The 16,089-nt window shown below is 41.6% G+C and carries 13 protein-coding genes; 5 read left to right on the top strand and 8 right to left on the bottom strand.

All coding sequences use genetic code 11. The features are described 5' to 3' along the window. Nucleotides 1-2 precede the first annotated feature (2 nt). Entirely contained in the window at nucleotides 3-740 is a 738-nt protein-coding gene (locus RMZ41_RS09900) for a cobalt-precorrin-6A reductase (RefSeq protein ID WP_322640199.1), read from the top strand. 20 nt (nucleotides 741-760) lie between these two features. Here the strand turns inward: RMZ41_RS09900 and RMZ41_RS09895 are convergent, their stop codons facing one another. Together RMZ41_RS09895 and RMZ41_RS09890 are read right to left on the bottom strand one after the other, a co-directional pair. Next, nucleotides 761-1,723: an alpha/beta hydrolase family esterase gene (locus RMZ41_RS09895; protein WP_322640140.1), complete on the bottom strand. Its 963-nt coding sequence runs from the start codon at nucleotides 1,721-1,723 to the stop codon at nucleotides 761-763. Nucleotides 1,724-2,203: 480 nt separating this feature from the next. After that, nucleotides 2,204-2,575, bottom strand: a complete 372-nt coding sequence (locus RMZ41_RS09890) for an HAD hydrolase-like protein (protein WP_322640198.1) — start codon at nucleotides 2,573-2,575, stop codon at nucleotides 2,204-2,206. A 269-nt stretch (nucleotides 2,576-2,844) separates the two neighbouring features. Between RMZ41_RS09890 and xylB the strand changes: the two genes are divergently transcribed. Further along, nucleotides 2,845-4,287 (top strand): xylulokinase, encoded by a 1,443-nt coding sequence (xylB, locus tag RMZ41_RS09885; protein WP_322640139.1) that lies wholly within the window; start codon nucleotides 2,845-2,847, stop codon nucleotides 4,285-4,287. A 217-nt stretch (nucleotides 4,288-4,504) separates the two neighbouring features. Here the strand turns inward: xylB and RMZ41_RS09880 are convergent, their stop codons facing one another. Beyond that, nucleotides 4,505-5,173 (bottom strand): DUF2834 domain-containing protein, encoded by a 669-nt coding sequence (locus RMZ41_RS09880; RefSeq protein ID WP_322640138.1) that lies wholly within the window; start codon nucleotides 5,171-5,173, stop codon nucleotides 4,505-4,507. 482 nt (nucleotides 5,174-5,655) lie between these two features. Then, nucleotides 5,656-8,031 (bottom strand): phosphoketolase family protein, encoded by a 2,376-nt coding sequence (locus RMZ41_RS09875; RefSeq protein ID WP_322640137.1) that lies wholly within the window; start codon nucleotides 8,029-8,031, stop codon nucleotides 5,656-5,658. Between the two features lie 925 nt (nucleotides 8,032-8,956). Here RMZ41_RS09875 and RMZ41_RS09870 point away from each other — a divergent pair. Together RMZ41_RS09870 and RMZ41_RS09865 are read left to right on the top strand one after the other, a co-directional pair. Beyond that, the gene (locus RMZ41_RS09870; protein ID WP_322640136.1) at nucleotides 8,957-9,121 is read left to right on the top strand and encodes a hypothetical protein; all 165 of its coding nucleotides are present in this window, start codon (nucleotides 8,957-8,959) and stop codon (nucleotides 9,119-9,121) included. 101 nt (nucleotides 9,122-9,222) lie between these two features. Further along, complete coding sequence (locus RMZ41_RS09865) at nucleotides 9,223-9,678, top strand: DUF1392 domain-containing protein (RefSeq protein ID WP_322640135.1); 456 nt, start codon at nucleotides 9,223-9,225, stop codon at nucleotides 9,676-9,678. A gap of 627 nt (nucleotides 9,679-10,305) precedes the next feature. On the opposite strand, the gene RMZ41_RS09860 is transcribed toward RMZ41_RS09865, so the two are convergent. The 3 genes from RMZ41_RS09860 to RMZ41_RS09850 form a co-directional block, all read right to left on the bottom strand. Beyond that, nucleotides 10,306-10,521 carry a hypothetical protein gene (locus RMZ41_RS09860; RefSeq protein WP_322640134.1) on the bottom strand — a complete coding sequence of 72 codons (216 nt, stop codon included), beginning with the start codon at nucleotides 10,519-10,521 and terminating at the stop codon, nucleotides 10,306-10,308. Nucleotides 10,522-10,915: 394 nt separating this feature from the next. Then, entirely contained in the window at nucleotides 10,916-11,302 is a 387-nt protein-coding gene (locus tag RMZ41_RS09855) for a response regulator (protein WP_322640133.1), read from the bottom strand. Continuing rightward, a complete protein-coding gene (locus tag RMZ41_RS09850; protein ID WP_322640132.1) occupies nucleotides 11,274-14,222 on the bottom strand; it encodes a response regulator in 2,949 nt (982 codons plus the stop codon). Before RMZ41_RS09850 ends, RMZ41_RS09855 begins: the two co-directional genes overlap by 29 nt. 377 nt (nucleotides 14,223-14,599) lie before the next feature. Between RMZ41_RS09850 and RMZ41_RS09845 the strand changes: the two genes are divergently transcribed. Next, nucleotides 14,600-15,004 (top strand): NIL domain-containing protein, encoded by a 405-nt coding sequence (locus RMZ41_RS09845; RefSeq protein ID WP_322640131.1) that lies wholly within the window; start codon nucleotides 14,600-14,602, stop codon nucleotides 15,002-15,004. A 17-nt stretch (nucleotides 15,005-15,021) separates the two neighbouring features. Here RMZ41_RS09845 and RMZ41_RS09840 read toward each other — a convergent pair whose 3' ends face one another. Next, complete coding sequence (locus RMZ41_RS09840) at nucleotides 15,022-16,089, bottom strand: DUF3616 domain-containing protein (RefSeq protein WP_322640130.1); 1,068 nt, start codon at nucleotides 16,087-16,089, stop codon at nucleotides 15,022-15,024.

The following is a 16,089-nucleotide window of genomic DNA, read 5'->3' as shown; positions in this document are numbered from 1 at the left end:
TGATGCGCGTTTTGATTTTGGGTGGGACGGGAGATGCCGCAGAATTAGCTGCGAAACTGGCGACTATTCAAGGGTTAGAAGCAATCACGTCTCTAGCCGGCCGCACCCGTGAACCTTCAATTCCGTTGGGCGATTTACGGGTTGGTGGCTTCGGTGGTGTAGCTGGATTGGCTAGCTATTTGCGTCAAATGCAAATCGATTTATTAATTGATGCAACCCATCCTTTTGCGAGTCAAATTTCTTTTAATGCGGCAGATGCGGCAACTGAAGTCGGAATACCGCGTTTAATGTTAATTCGCCCGCCTTGGGAAAAAGAAAGTGGCGATCGCTGGATTGAAGTTGACAGTGTTGAAGCCGCCGCCGCATCTCTAGCAAACCAGGCACAGCGAGTATTTTTGACAGTTGGCAGGCAAGAACTAGCCGCTTTTGTTAAGTACGAGAAAATTTGGTTTCTGATGCGGATGATTGACCCTCCGACTGATGATGCTTTAGTGCCAACAGGAGAGATTTTGTGCGATCGCGGGCCCTTTACCCTCAATAATGAAAGGCAAATCCTAATTCATCATAATATTGATACCATCGTGAGCAAAAATAGCGGTGGCAATGCGACAAAACCCAAAATTATTGCAGCGCGAGAACTGGGCGTGAAGGTTGTCATGATAAACCGTCCAGCCATACCGCCAGGAGAACAGGTTACTGATGTTGATGGTGTTTTAGAGTGGTTAAAAGTAAAAAGATAATCTCGATAAAATTTAGTTGCTTAAGATAAACTATGGCGTTGAAAAAATTCCCAAATGGTTTGACTGGCGTTTAAGCCAAGCTGGGCATTAAACTTATTGAGGTTGGGATCGGTTGAAGCACCACCAGGCCAAAAATGTCCCCCATTTACTACAGCTAATTGTAAGACCTCTGAGTTGCCACTACAATTTGAGTAGTAAACAGCTTTGACTTTTGAGCTTTCGCTAGAGTTAATTCCAGGAAGTTGTGGAGATGCATCAGATGAAATACATCGATCGTGCGATCGCCAAAAGCTTAACATATCTGAAATAGAAACAAGCGCTCCTCGTTGACTGTGGTCATCACCTTCATAACGGACATCTTGATCGTTTGTACCGTTAACGATCATCATTGAGATCGGAGTCTGAGGTTGGCAATTAGGTTTGAGTCGAACTGGAAGAGAGCCAGCTACTGATGCAAAAGCAGCAATTTTATCAGATAGCTTACATGCTAAAGCTTGGGTAAGGATTCCGCCTCTAGAGAAACCAGTGGCATAGACTTTATGACTATCAATATTGATTTCTTGCTTAAGATGATCGATTAAAGCACTGACAAATAAAACATCATCTACCTTTCCTTGAGAATTACCTCTAAGGCTCCATTTTTTATCAATTCCATCTGGATAAACAACAATAAATCCTTTTTGTTCTGCTAAATTATTAAAGCGCGTAACATCACTAATTGATCGACCAGTACCAGCATCTCCATGAAATACTAAAACTAATGGCATTGGTTGGGTTGGATGATAAGATTTTGGAATGTAAAGATAGTAAGTGCGTAATCGTCCTTGATTATTTATCTGTCCATAATTATCACCACTCAATATTTTTTGTTGAGATGGATTTTTTTCATAAGCTCGGATTGCATTACAGGCTGTTACTAAGCTAATTGTCAGTAAGCAAGTAATAATTTTCTTAAAGAGTTCAGCATTTTTATATATAGTCATGTTTAATTAAAAATTCAATAATATATAGGATTACTATTTGATTTTTGAACGAAATTAGGTATTGTAGCGTGTGTTAGAACGGAGTTCGTAACGCACTATTATCACAGGTTTGATGCGTTACGCTGTCGCTAACACATCCTACGGATATTTTCTCCAAATCAAACCGGATTCCTATACTTTATAATCTTATTAATATATTATCTGAATAAATGGGTTTAAGACCCCTACCCTACGGGTTCGCAGTTGCTTTATGCTGAGAAACCCGCCACTCATTAATTCTGACTCCTGTTAGCGTTAGCGGGGCGTTTAGCCCATTCTGGCGTATCTGTTTTCTTCTTATTTCAGACTTGTGTGTACACGGTAACTTAAAAAGGGGGCTAGGGGGAATCAATAAGTACCTAATATCACAGCCAACCACTTTTCAAACAACCTCTTAGAGGCTTTTATTTTTCGGCTCCAAGGTTACACTACATCTGGACATTAAGAGATAATTACTGCCTGATGTTGTTCAATCCAATCTGTTGCCCATTGGAACCGTACCCCAGCACTACGTCCAGCAGTTTTATCTTCGGGGCGATCGCCGACATAGATTGTATTTTCGGGAGTATGTTCGTGCCGAAGCATGGCTAACTGCAACATTCCTGGTTTGGGTTTACGATAGTACCCTGACCATTTAGTTTTACTGTGGTTATGGACATTGTGACGAGTAACGCGGAAACATTTCTTGCCTTCAAAGTCAGGACAAAAATAGATTTCTCTTAATTCTGGAAATAGCTCAAGGGTATACTGCTGTTCTTTAATACACTCTTGGATAGATTTGTATCCCGCCGCAACACCACCTTGATTGGTAATACCGACAATAGGCAGTTGAAGATTCTATCAGTGGGGTAAGGGCTACTGTTGCTGCTGGAATTGGGCGGATTATCGGTTTATAACTAAAGAAGTTGTGCGATGCGTATGCCACGCTTCGCTAAAATCTTGGTTTCATTCCTCGTTGGAGTAACGCTGGCACAACTGTTACATGGCTGTGGCATTATCAACTTAAGAAGCGATGTGTAGCTTAATAAAACTACAAATCTAATTTGGGATTTTTAACTTTTAAGTATTTGAGGACTAGCCTAATGCTGCTTGGCATTGATTTAGGAACAGGCTCTGCTAAGGCATTGCTCATGGCGACAGATGGAACCGCTATCGGCGAAGCATCAAGCTCCTATCCTGTTCATGCACCCCAACCTGGATGGGCTGAGTCGGAATCAGGGGATTGGTGGTCAGCCGTTGCCTTGGCTGTTAGGAAAGCAGTGGGAAATCATGCCGATCGGGTACAGGCGATCGCACTTTCAGGGCAAATGCATGGTGTTGTCCTAACTTCAGAGTCGGGAGAGCCACTGCGTCCTGCTATCCTCTGGGCAGATAGTCGCTCTAGTGCCACACTTAACGCTTATCATTCCCTTGATGCCGCTATTTTAGAGCGATTGGGCAACCCGATTACAGCTGGAATGGCTGGCTCAACTTTGCTGTGGCTACGAGAACACGAGCCTACTATCTACGCCCAAGCACGTTGGGCATTTCAGCCAAAAGATTGGCTACGGTTCCGGCTGACTGGAGAAGTTGCAACTGAACCATCTGATGCTAGTGGTACTTTGCTTTACGATGTTGTATCGGACAACTGGGCATGGGATGTAATCTCAGCCCTGAATCTGCGTTGTGATTGGCTACCGAAAATTATCCCCTCTAGCGCGATCGCAGGCTACCTAACCGCTAGTGCTTCAGAGCATCTTGGCTTACCTATTGGCTTACCCGTTATCGCTGGTGCTGCGGATACAGCCGCCGCCGCCCTTGGTAACGGACTACTAGAGGCTGGTTTGGTTCAACTAACCATCGGCACAGGCGCTCAAATCATTACACCTCGCTCCCAACCAATTATAGATCCTCATGGTCGCACACATCTCTATCGAGCCGCCGTACCTAACCAGTGGTACACCCTTGCGGCAATGCAAAATGCGGGGTTAGCGCTTGAGTGGGTGCGAGGTATCTTCGGCTTGAGTTGGGAGCAAGTCTATACTAAAGCGTTTTCTGTTCCCCCAGGATGTGAAGGGTTGACATTTTTGCCATATCTCACGGGTGAGCGAACTCCACACCTTGACCCCTATGTACGTGGGGCTTGGGTGGGGCTTGGGCTTCATCACACACAGGCACACATGATGCGGGCGGCTTTAGAGGGAGTTGCTTTTGCCTTGCGACAAGGTTTTGAAGCACTTGAAGCAACAGGTTTTAAAGCAACAGAACTACGTTTAGCAGGCGGTGGAACGGTAGAAATGCGTTGGAAGCAATTACTGGCTGATGTATTAAAAATACCCCTCTATGCAACTACCGTTGCTGCTGCTTCCGCCCGTGGTGCTGCTCTCCTAGCGGGTATCGGAATTGGCGTATACGCAGACACTAATGACATAAATAAACTTGCAGCTACACCAACACTTGCAGCAACTCCCCAATCAGTTGATTCCGCCTTAGAAGAGGCTTGGATACGATATCAATCTCTTTATCCACGACTTAGAAAAATTTGATAAATGAATTATTGGAATTGCGATCGCTAGAATCCATAGATATTTTTTCTTAGAGTATCTACAAGTTAATTGCAAGGTTAATTAACAAGTTTGTTTTTGAGATTTTATCTCACTATCTTCTTATAAATTAAGCTCTTAAGTTGGTAATTAGTTTTGTCTATAGATATTATTTTTTGTAAAAATGGTCTGTATTCTAAAATACGACATACAATTTATTTCAGGTAACTGGGAAATTTTTTAAAGAAGTTTCTGACAATGATGGACGCAAACATAAATATACTAATGGCCCAAACAACGGTACAAGAGCGACAGCCCAAAAAATACGTTTATCTTTGATTCCTCGACGTGCCATATCATCATCAAATAATGAAGTAATTGGGAATATTAAGCACATCAGGCAAAAATCTAGACTGATGAGGTGAACAAATGGTCTATGTAAGAACTGCTGAATATAATCTTCCCAATTTCCAGCGATTACTGCATAACTCAATAAAGCAACAGTAGCAACTAGCAAACTAACTCCTGTGTTCCGTTTATCAAGACTTGAAAGCAACTTATCTTTCATGCCATAAAATTCTTGATTAGGCTTCCGAAAAATTAAATAAGGTAAAAGACAAATTACACCTGTGAAATTTGAGCCGAGAAAATAAGGCCAAGCACGAAAGTTTTGCATTCTGCCATCAGCAAACATTAAGCAAGCGTAGATCATCGGCCAAATACCCATTAAGCAAAATATTGTTGGGATAATGGCGTTCAGTTTTTCCCATTGGAGTGTTAAAAGCTTCGATCCTAAAGACCATGTATCTGGTTGATCGACTGGGGCTAGTAATATAGTGTAGGCAACAAAGCCCAGCCATATAATCCAGAGAACAGTTTTTCTTATCATAAAACTTATAAAAAGGCTCGATTTTTTATCGTACTTAATGCAATACGGTTCAGTTAAGGACTAATGGTAAAAATTTTGGTTTTTTGAGACGCGATAAATCGCCGTCTCTACAAGTGTTTTGGTCTTATCTGAATTGTATTGGTACTTAATATAGTAGGAAAATAAAACAGAATTCAATCTTAAAAGAATTATTCAAAATTACCAAATGAGCGATAATTATATTCTTTATAAATAAAAAATCTATTCAGCACTTGATGGATGCAGCAAGACCTGCCGAACCTGCGCCAATAATTAAAATATCGTAATCGTAACTCATAAATGCTGCTCTCATTGTTTCAAAATGCAAAATATTATTAATTCCTAATATTGGTAGAGATGAAGTAAGTTGACTTTTGCAATAGCAAAAGCCAACCTAGATGATAGTTATGCCTAAGTACCGTGGTGCATTTTTATCAAGCTTTATAAGAATGTGGCGATCGCTATTAATAAGGCCACCGCCAATCACGAATTTCTGGCATATCATCACCATAAGTAGTGATGTATTCTTTGTGTTCAATCAACTTGTCGTGGACAAATTGTTTAGTGTACGCTGCCGTGTATCCTAGTTTGGGAACGCGATCGATTACATCATTGACAAGATGGAAGCGATCAATGTCATTCAGCACCGCCATATCGAATGGTGTTGTGATGGTTCCTTTTTCCTTATAGCCCCGGACGTGCATATTTTCGTGATTCGTGCGGCGGTAAGTGAGGCGATGAATTAACCAAGGATAACCGTGGAAAGCGAAGATAATTGGTTTATTGGTGGTAAAGACAGAATCGAAGTCTTTGTCAGATAACCCATGTGGATGCTCAGTTTGAGGCTGGAGTACCATCAAATCTACAACATTGACGACTCGTACTTTCAAATCAGGGAAATGTTGACGCAGTAAATCAACTGCTGCCAATGTTTCTAAAGTCGGAATGTCTCCCGCACAAGCCATTACCACATCTGGTTCACTACCGCGATCGCTACTTGCCCATTCCCAAATACCAAGACCTGTGGTGCAATGTTTAATCGCCGCATCCATGTTGAGATACTGCAAAGCAGGCTGTTTCCCTGAAATAATTACGTTGACGTAATGGCGACTGCGGAGGCAATGATCTGTCACCGATAACAAGGTGTTGGCATCTGGCGGCAAGTAAACCCGAACCACTGACGCTTTTTTATTGAGAACCACATCAATAAAACCTGGGTCTTGATGTGTAAACCCGTTGTGATCTTGCCGCCACACGTGGGAAGTGAGTAGGTAGTTGAGGGAAGCAATCGGTCTGCGCCAAGGGATATTACGTGTCATATCGAGCCATTTGGCGTGTTGATTAAACATTGAATCCACAATGTGGATAAATGCTTCATAGCAGGAGAATAACCCATGTCGCCCAGTTAAAAGATACCCTTCTAACCAACCTTGGCAACTGTTCTCACTCAACATTTCCATAACGTGCCCATCGGGAGACAAATGTTCGTCCTCTGGATAACGTTCAATTGCCCAGACGCGATCGCTTACTTCCAACACCGGATCGAGGCGATTGGATACAGTTTCGTCTGGCCCCACTAACCGGAAGTTGCGGCTGTCTAAGTTGAGTTTCATTACATCCCGGACAAAATACCCCATGACGCGGGTTGCTTCGGCAAAGGTGGTTCCCGGTTTAACAATGTCTACTGCGTACTCTCGAAAATCAGGCATTTTTAAGTCGAGGAGTAACAAACCGCCGTTGGCATGGGGGTTGGCTCCCATACGGCGATCGCCTTTGGGGGCTAATTCTGCAAGTTCCGGCTTTAGTTTGCCTTTTTCATCAAAGAGTTCTTCTGGCTTGTAACTCCTCATCCACGATTCCAGTAACTCAAGATGTTCCGGTTTGCTGATATTGGCGATGGGGACTTGGTGCGATCGCCAAAAGCCCTCTACTTTTTTGCCATCTACTTCTTTTGGCCCTGTCCAACCTTTTGGCGATCGTAAAATAATCATGGGATATTCAGGTGTGTGAGTAAACCCGTTAGTTCGAGCCTCTTCCTGGATATCTTTGATTTCACGAATCACTGTATCAAGAGTAGCTGCCATCAACTGGTGCATGGTTTCAGGATCATCCCCCTCTACAAAGTAGGGCTTGTAACCGTAACCAACAAACAAGCTCTCTAGTTTGTGACGAGGTATGCGTGCCAATATGGTAGGATTAGCAATTTTATAGCCATTCAAGTGCAAAATTGGCAAAACTGCACCATCATGCACTGGATTGAAAAACTTGTTAGAGTGCCAAGCTGTTGCTGCGGGGCCAGTTTCCGCTTCGCCGTCACCTACCACGCAGGCAGCAATCAAATCGGGGTTATCCAATGCTGCCCCATAAGCATGAAGAAGGGAATAACCAAGTTCACCTCCTTCATGAATTGAACCGGGAGTATCAGGTGTGCAATGACTACCAATTCCCCCAGGGAAAGAAAACTGTCGGAACAGTTTTTTCATCCCCTCTTCATCCTGGGAAACACTGGAGTAAATCTCACTATAACTGCCTTCTAAATAAGTATTAGCAACCAACGCCGGGCCTCCGTGTCCTGGGCCTAAAACATTGATCATATTCAAGTTTTGTGCCTTGATGACTCGGTTGAGATGGACGTAGATAAAGTTTAGCCCTGGCGAAGTTCCCCAATGTCCTAACAGCCGGGGTTTAATATGTTCTAGCTTTAATGGTTCACGCAGCAAGGGATTATCTAATAGATAGATTTGCCCAACGGCAAGGTAATTTGCTGCACGCCAGTAAGCGTCTATTTTCCGCAGTTCTTCCGGTGAAAGAGTTGTTGGGGTGAGAGTTGCTTCTACCATACAAAATAGATTGTAAATTACTTAGGTGAAATTCTTAGCCAGACGTAACGCTCTTAACAGTACACATCTTTTTTCGGCGCTTTTGGAAAGTACTTACACCAAAAATTGCAGGTTTTGTCTTTCAGTATGCGTGAAACAAAAAAGACTTATCCACAAAGTTTAATCACTTGGATATCACCTGGCTATGTTTCACTTAAACCCTAACTATTTCTATTTAATTCGCTCTCTATCTAAAGCAACGGATTCATATTAAGTGTGTATGTCATTAGCCGTACAGAACCGTACTATGGGTTAGGATGAAACGCTCTAAGCTTTAACTCACTTTTTATTGTTTGGAAATCACTAGGCTCTGTTGCCTTTATGATAATTTCATGATTGTCATGCCTTGGGGGAGCGTCTTTGGCTCCTTAATTCTGAATTTTAGATTTTTCCTCAACTCGTATCAAGAATTACATCATTTATTTACTAAGACTAATTCTGATATCTGCCATCAACTATTCCCTAGTTAGAGGCAAATATTTAGCAAGATTAAGTAAACTTAAAAAAGTTTATTTAAAAGCTCCTCGCCTCTAATTACCTCAGACATTAGGGGCTTTCTCTCTGTTTCAGAAAAGACGATAGACTTAATAACTTTACTATTTGGATGGAATCAGATCAAAACAGAGATTTGGCTAATTTTTTACTTAAAACAAGTGTAAAAATTATATAATTTTTTCCTTTTTCTTGCCTTTACGTTTTTTCTACGAGACTCTGCACTTTCACTTAGTGTCTCGCAGAGAAGGCGGTTTGTTTCCTTATCTATATTTTTCACTATTCATTTAGGATTGCTATAGTATTGTTTGCAAATAATTAACATTCAAGGACTTGTTCTATGAAACACCTACATTAAATTGGCTTCAAAATCAGATTCCAGCAGAAATACTTAATGAGTTTGCTCGTCGTTGGCGCAATCAGTAAACCTAAAGTGTTTAACCGCGTAAATGCTCTGACTGCTTTTGCAGATATCGCCCCCAGCATCATGGCTTGGTGCTGGATGTTGAGATGTGTTTTCACTGAGTACCAAAACGCATACGGACAAATGACTTTTTAGTTAAAACTGGGTGTAGGAAAAAAACAGAAGAATTTAAATTAAATTCCGGATCGGACGAGTGTATGCAAGTCTATTGTCTAAAAATAGAGCCGTAAAGTATTATGATTAACCAGATTAAACTTTTGCAATCCTGCTGGCATATTTCTCCTCCGTGGGGTCAAGCCATGCCTCCTTTAGCAGTTGAGATGCTAGAAAAAGTTTTCCTGTCAAACTCCGATTTACCAGGCTACTGCTGCGGTGTTCATTGGGAAGGGCAAGAGTGGATTTATGCAATTTTTTGCCTGGGTGAAATGCTTTACTTGCCTTCTAAAGAATTTCATCGAACAAATACATTCAAAAATACTACTGTTCGAGCTTCAGTTTTTCAATTAGGGGACATAGTTGAAGTTGATTTTAGCGAAGAACCGACACGTCGTATTATTCAAGGGATTTTTAGCCTCAAAAGCAATTGGCTTTACGCTGTGGAGTGGTGTCCCCCAATGCTGGGAGAAACGGCATTGAATCAAAGCCGACTCATCTGGCTTGCTGATGTTGATTTAGTAAAAGCGCGGGTATGAGCATTGTCATGGGAGCATAACAATAGCAAAGTTAATTGCTCCCAAGCGATCGCTAGCTCAAACCTACTTATTGTCTAATTTTATACCAATTAAATAAAAAGTTTTTTATTTACATCAACTCAACTATTGATACTCGTTTGTAACTATAGGAATCATATTTGATTTCTAAAAAATCTAAGTATTTGTAGGGTGTGTTAGGCGTAAGCCGTAACGCACCAAAGCCTTAAGAATAGTGCGTTACGCTGTCGCTAACGCAACGCCAGCGACGCTCCTGCGTCGCTACCGCTACGAAGTAGCTCAAGTCGGGAAACCCGCCCATACGACTGGCTCCTCTACGTATCTTTTCAAAAATCAAATAGTAGTCCTATATAAATTCCAGCTTCACGTTTATCACAAAATGAACACTTTCTATTTAAATTATCACCAAAGTTGTCCACTAATAACTGCTGCGATGACTTCTTGCTGTCCTGGATGCAAGCGTTCATAACCGAAATATAAAGCTGTTCATGAGCGATCGCCCACTATGGATGAAAGAAACCATTCTGTTTTCTTAGGAGAGGGATATACAATTAAAACTAACACCCTTGCAAGAGTGTTAGTTTTAATAGTGCTGAATAAGCTATAAAGTTAAACTCTAACGTAGTGAGCAGGAACCCAACGGCGGCCATATCTTGTTCTTTCCCAATGTCCGGGAATTAGCCTTCTGTGAACAACACGACGGGCAAACACGTTATGTCTTTGAACACCAGGTCTAACAATGATCTCTGCTGCTGATGCCTGTGATGGCAAGGAACCAATTATAAGTGGTAAAGCAAGTAAAGTGCCAACCAAGATACGCTTCATGATTTAATCTCCTATGGATTACTTTTGGTTTACTTGACTACATACAACATTCCTAAATAATTCAGATTCTTCCCTTTCCCTACACAGATAATATTTTGAAATATCTTTGTTATAGGATTTTCCCCATTAAGGAAATTGACTCTAAAATTAGAGGAAGTCTTTTTTGTCTCACGACTTAATTAAGATTGATGTATAACATTGAGTTTAAAACACTAAATAGAAACACAGATGGTAAGAAAGTCCTAATTTAGGTGTGACTAAAGTCATACTTACGTGATGGGGAATTTCTGAAAAAAGTATGTAAAAAATCAATACCTGAGCATTTATAGCAAGGGACTGGGTGAAAAGTCTTTTTGTGTCTAAATGTTTTAACCACCAAGGCTTATGCTATAGCTTATTTTTCCAGATTCCAGCCCAACGCTAGTGCTACGTCAGCAGCTAATTCTAAAGGATTAAATGGTTTAGCGATCGCACTAATCATTCCCATCTGGTTATAGCGATGGCGATCGGAAGCCTGGATTTTGGCAGTTAAGAAAATTACCGGAATGGCTTTAGTTACCGGATTGGCTTGTAATCTTTCAAAGGTAGCGATACCATCCATCTCTGGCATCATGACATCCAGTAAAATTGCATCTGGTTGATAAGTCTCAGCTTTAGTTATGCCCTCTCGGCCAGAACTCGCTGTCTCAACTTTCCAGCCTGCGACTGTTTCCAAACAAATCTTGGCAACTTCTTGAATATACTGCTCGTTATCAACCACTAGAATTCGCTTTGTTGTCATCACCGCTATCCTCTGCTTGGTTGTAAGTAACTCGCTGAAGTAACTCTATCACCCGTTGTTCAAATTCCTGATTAGTAACACGTCCTTTAGCTAAAAACTCTGTATCTTGACTTAATTGGCTATTTATAATTGGCCCGTAATTACTATGAATCATGGGAATATTTGAAGAATCTTCTAAATCAGGATGTGGAGAAATATTAAACAACGGCAGAGTAACGTAAAAAGTGCTACCTTCGCCCAATGTACTTTCAACCCAAATGCGTCCGCCGTGTTGCTGCATAATGCTCTTACAAATTGCCAAACCTAAACCAGTACCATCATGGTTGCGTGAATCTGAAGAGTCAACTTGTTGAAAGCGCTCAAAGATACTCTCAAGTTTGTCAGTTGGAATGCCACGTCCGGTATCTTTGACTGTCAACAAAACTTCATCACCTTGTTGTTGCACCCCCAACCAAACTGTAGATCCGGCAGACGAAAATTTAATGGCGTTACTTAATAGATTAGTCAAGGTTTGAACAATGCGATCGCAATCTGCCAAAATTTGACCCGACAGGGCAGAAATCGATAGGGTTACTCCAGCTTTGTCAGCTAGAGGCTGCATGACATTGACTGCTTGAGTAATTAGATCAACGATATTGCAGATTTCTGATTCCATCTTCCCCTTACCCGACTCGATCCGCTCAATGTCTAAAATGTCGTTAATTAAGCGTACCAAGCGTTCGCTGCTATCGGTGGCAATTTGTAGCAGACGTTTTCCCTGATCTGAGTCTGGCTGTAGCAAGCCACTGGCTAGCATTCCTAGAGAACCGTAAATCGAAGTTAAAGGTGTGCGGAGTTCATGGCTAACAACAGAGACAAACTCATCTTTCATCCGTTCAATTTGCTTTCGTTCAGTGATATCTCGTAAAATAACCGTATAGAATGTTTCGTCTCCTAGATCAATTTTAGAAATGGAAGCCTCTGCTGGAAACTCAGTACCATCCTTACGGCGACCATAGATTTCCCGGCGTTCTCCCATCCGGCGGGCAACGTTGGGAGATTGTCCAAAATCAACTACATGTTGACGATGCCTGTGGAAAAAGCGCTGCGGTAAAAGTAAATCAAGACTCTGACCAATCACTTCCTGGGCAGAGTAGCCGAAAATTTTCTCTGCTCCTTGATTAAACAAAGTGATACTTTGGAATCCGTTAATGGAAATAATTGCATCATCAGCAATATCTAAAATCCGGGCAAATCGGGCTTGAGAAAATCGTAGTTCTTCTTGTGTGCGCTGACGTTCATCGAGTTGTGACTGCAATTGTTTATTTACGCTAACTAATTCGGCGGTGCGCTCTGCTACTCTCATTTCTAGTTCGTTAATGGCTTGGTAAGAGGAGGATGAGGGTAAATCTCCTCCTGCTTCTCTGTTCCCCTGTGTCACACGCTGCCGCAATTTAATTCGTTCTAAGCGATTGACGATTCGAGTTACTAGTTCTGGCCCAACAATCGGCTTGCTTACAAAGTCATCAGCACCAACGCTAAACACCTGATTTACCATCTCAGCATCGCTATGGACGGTGAGGAATAAGATGGGTAAATCACTCCAGCGCGAACTATCGCGTACTCCCTGGCAAAGTTCTATCCCATTGGTATAAGGTAATTCCACATCTAAAATCAGCACATCTGGGGTAACCGCTTCTAAAGTCTCCCAGAACTGCCGGGGATCTTGAAGAGCGATCGCTTTGAGTCCCCAAGGGCTAAGTAAAGTTTGTAACAATGGCTGAATTTGCGGATCGTCATCCACAATTAATATTTTAGTTTCTGCATGGAGGTGATTTTGCAGAGTTTTTGTCACTGTTTCTACTGACGGGGTTGGTGATGCAGATATTGCCTTTGTGTTGTTTCCCTCTATTTCCCGACGCAATAACTGTACCCAATTTTGGAGGTTGTGGATTTCAGATTTACTCAAGGTTTTACCAGAACTTAGCAGCAGTTCGATATTACGGGCCAATTTTGAGCCAAGAGGTAAGCCAAAAGTCCCTAAAGATCCTGCCAATGTATGGGACTCTTTGGCTGCAAGGGAGAGCAATTGAGGATTTAAACTATTTTGATTTAAAGTTGCGATCGCTTGCTCTAAAAACCTCATCTGTTCCTGTACCCGTCCTTGAAATCGCTGCCAAATTTCTGCAACTGCGACTAGTGATTGCTGCTGTGATTTGAGATTTGGGACTGGAGATTTTGCCCGTTCTAATTCTCCCTGCTCCTCTTCTAATGGTTTCAGACGATAGCCGATACCATAAACTGTTTCGACCAAATCACTGGGCGCTCCTACAGCTTTAAGTTTGTGTCGTAACCCTTTGATATGAGTGCGAACAGCTTCTTCTTGTGGAGTATCTTCATAAGACCAAAGATGTTCTAAAATCATGCCACAGCTAAACACGCGGCGACTATTTCGCAAGAATAGTTCTAACAGAGCAAACTCTTTTGGGGTAAGAGGGAGCGAATTTCCTGCATAAATCGCTTCACAGCTACTAGGATCTAGCCGCAACTTTCCACTTTCCAACACAGGTTGCGAGGTTACGCCTGGGCGACGCAACAGCGCTCTCACACGAGCAACCAACTCTTCTTGATCAAAGGGTTTAACTAAATAATCATCTGCGCCTGCATCTAATCCGATCGCTTTTTCATGACTACTATCGCGTCCAGTCAATAACAATATCGGCATTTGCAAACCACTAGACCGGATTTTACGGCAAAGACTAATGCCATCCAGCTTGGGCAAAACTATATCCAGGAGAATTAAATCATAATCGTAAGCTTGAATCAAATTCCAGGCAGCATCGCCATCAGTAGCAACTTCAACCGCATAGTTTTGGTTAGTCAAAACGGCAGTGAGTGTGTATGCATTTAACTCGTCATCTTCTACAACTAAAATTTTCATGTTAAAAGTTTTCCAAGTTAAAATGGATACAACAGATAACAAACAATAAAACAGGAGTCAGAATACAGAATTCAGAATTCAGAATACTCTACCCATAAAGGGATAGAGTTTTAAGATGAGAATATTTTAATTCTTTTCGCTTGACTTCAGGCGAAAGCGCAGCCCGGTTTTAACCAATATTCGTTACCCACTCGTACAGAATTCATAACTGTTAGCGATTAGGTAAGGTTTAGCCCATTCTGACTCCTGAGTTCTGAATTATTCTTATAAATTTAAATTACAAGGCTTTTCAAGTAATTAAACCATACCATTCTCTAACTATTTCGAGTCATAAAACTTTCAATACGCTACAACAGAAAAAACCCTCTGCGAAACCTGTGAAAAAACGAGTAACACTCACCTTTCCGAGACGCGCTGTGCAAATGCCAGTCACTTACGTACTGGCCAAAGAGTTCAACGTCGCGGCAAATATTATCCGCGCCCAAGTTGCCCCAAATCAAATTGGCAAGCTGGTAGTAGAACTAGCGGGAGATATCGATCAATTAGATGCCGCTATAGAATGGATGCGATCGCGCCATGTTAATGTTTCTTATACTTTAGGCGAAATTGCGATCGATGAAGATGTGTGTGTCCATTGTGGCTTGTGTACTGGGGTGTGCCCTACCGAAGCCCTGACTCTCAACCCAGATACGTATAAGCTGACATTCACGCGATCGCGCTGCATTGTCTGCGAACAGTGTATCCCCACTTGTCCTGTACAAGCAATCTCCACCAACCTTTAACCATCCAAATTTAATCTCTATCTCAGTTTAAACACATCTGCTATGACAGTACTATCACCCACCAGCCTAGTTTGGGCTGGAGAGTCATAAACTACCAACAGCGAAGGTATACCAGCTACATCCTGAAATAGCGTCATTCCTTCAGCGTGTTCTTCCCGATTTCCATAAGGAATATCTTGCACAAAATCTGGATTACTAAAGACATTCTCTCGCAAGTTAACGCCATTTATCCAACGGTACACTTGCACAGGCCCATCTAAATCCATTGTTGGGCCAGCTAAAATCAACAAATCTTTTCCATCTGTATACAAATCCCGAATTCCTAAACCATTCAACCAGACAAAATGCTTTTTATATAACTCCTTTGCTTCCCCAATTTGCCGTAGTTTCAAAATTCCAGGGCTAGAATCTTCTAACTCAATTTCCAGCACTATAGCCCAACCCCGCAATACAGGGCCACGCAAACCTAAAAAAATCCGGTTTTGATAAACACCTATTCCTTCAATATCAAAGCCATTATCTTTTCCCGGAATTGATGCCTTGATAAACAAACCTAAATGAGGATCGTTTGCCAAAGCTGTCATCAGCAAATTACCCTGTTCCGTTACCTCTAATTTAGCGGCATTCAACTGCACATCTAGTTTTTGAGGATTTGGGCAAGATGAGTATAAATTACCATCGATTAAAGGAATCCGTCCTAAAATGTAACGATTAGGTTCTGATTCAATTTTTGTCAGCCTTTTAAAATTTTGGGCATCAGTTTTATCAGGTTTAGGTTTTTTGCGTTTGTAGCTATGAGAACCAACAAACCATAAATAATTATCAGTGTAAGCAAGTCCTTCTATATCAATTTCTTGGTCTTCTGATACAGGCAAACTGGTAAATTCTGCTACCCGAAATTGTTGATGTTCTGCAAATTTATCACTATCAACTAAAGACAGACGCTCAATAGTTGAAGTTTCATCTGACCCCAACCATAAATACTTCTGATGTGTTAGCAGTACTGCTGATAAGTCTTTTCTATGTTCTTTAAAATTCTCTACAAAAGTTAAGTAAACTTGATTAAATAAATCTGATGCTGGCAT

Source organism: Nostoc sp. DedVER02 (genome assembly GCF_034530675.2).
In the GTDB taxonomy this organism is placed as follows: Bacteria; Cyanobacteriota; Cyanobacteriia; order Cyanobacteriales; family Nostocaceae; genus Nostoc.
The sequence above is the reverse complement of the archived record's forward strand: the minus strand, read 5'-3'. Positions and strand labels throughout refer to the sequence as shown.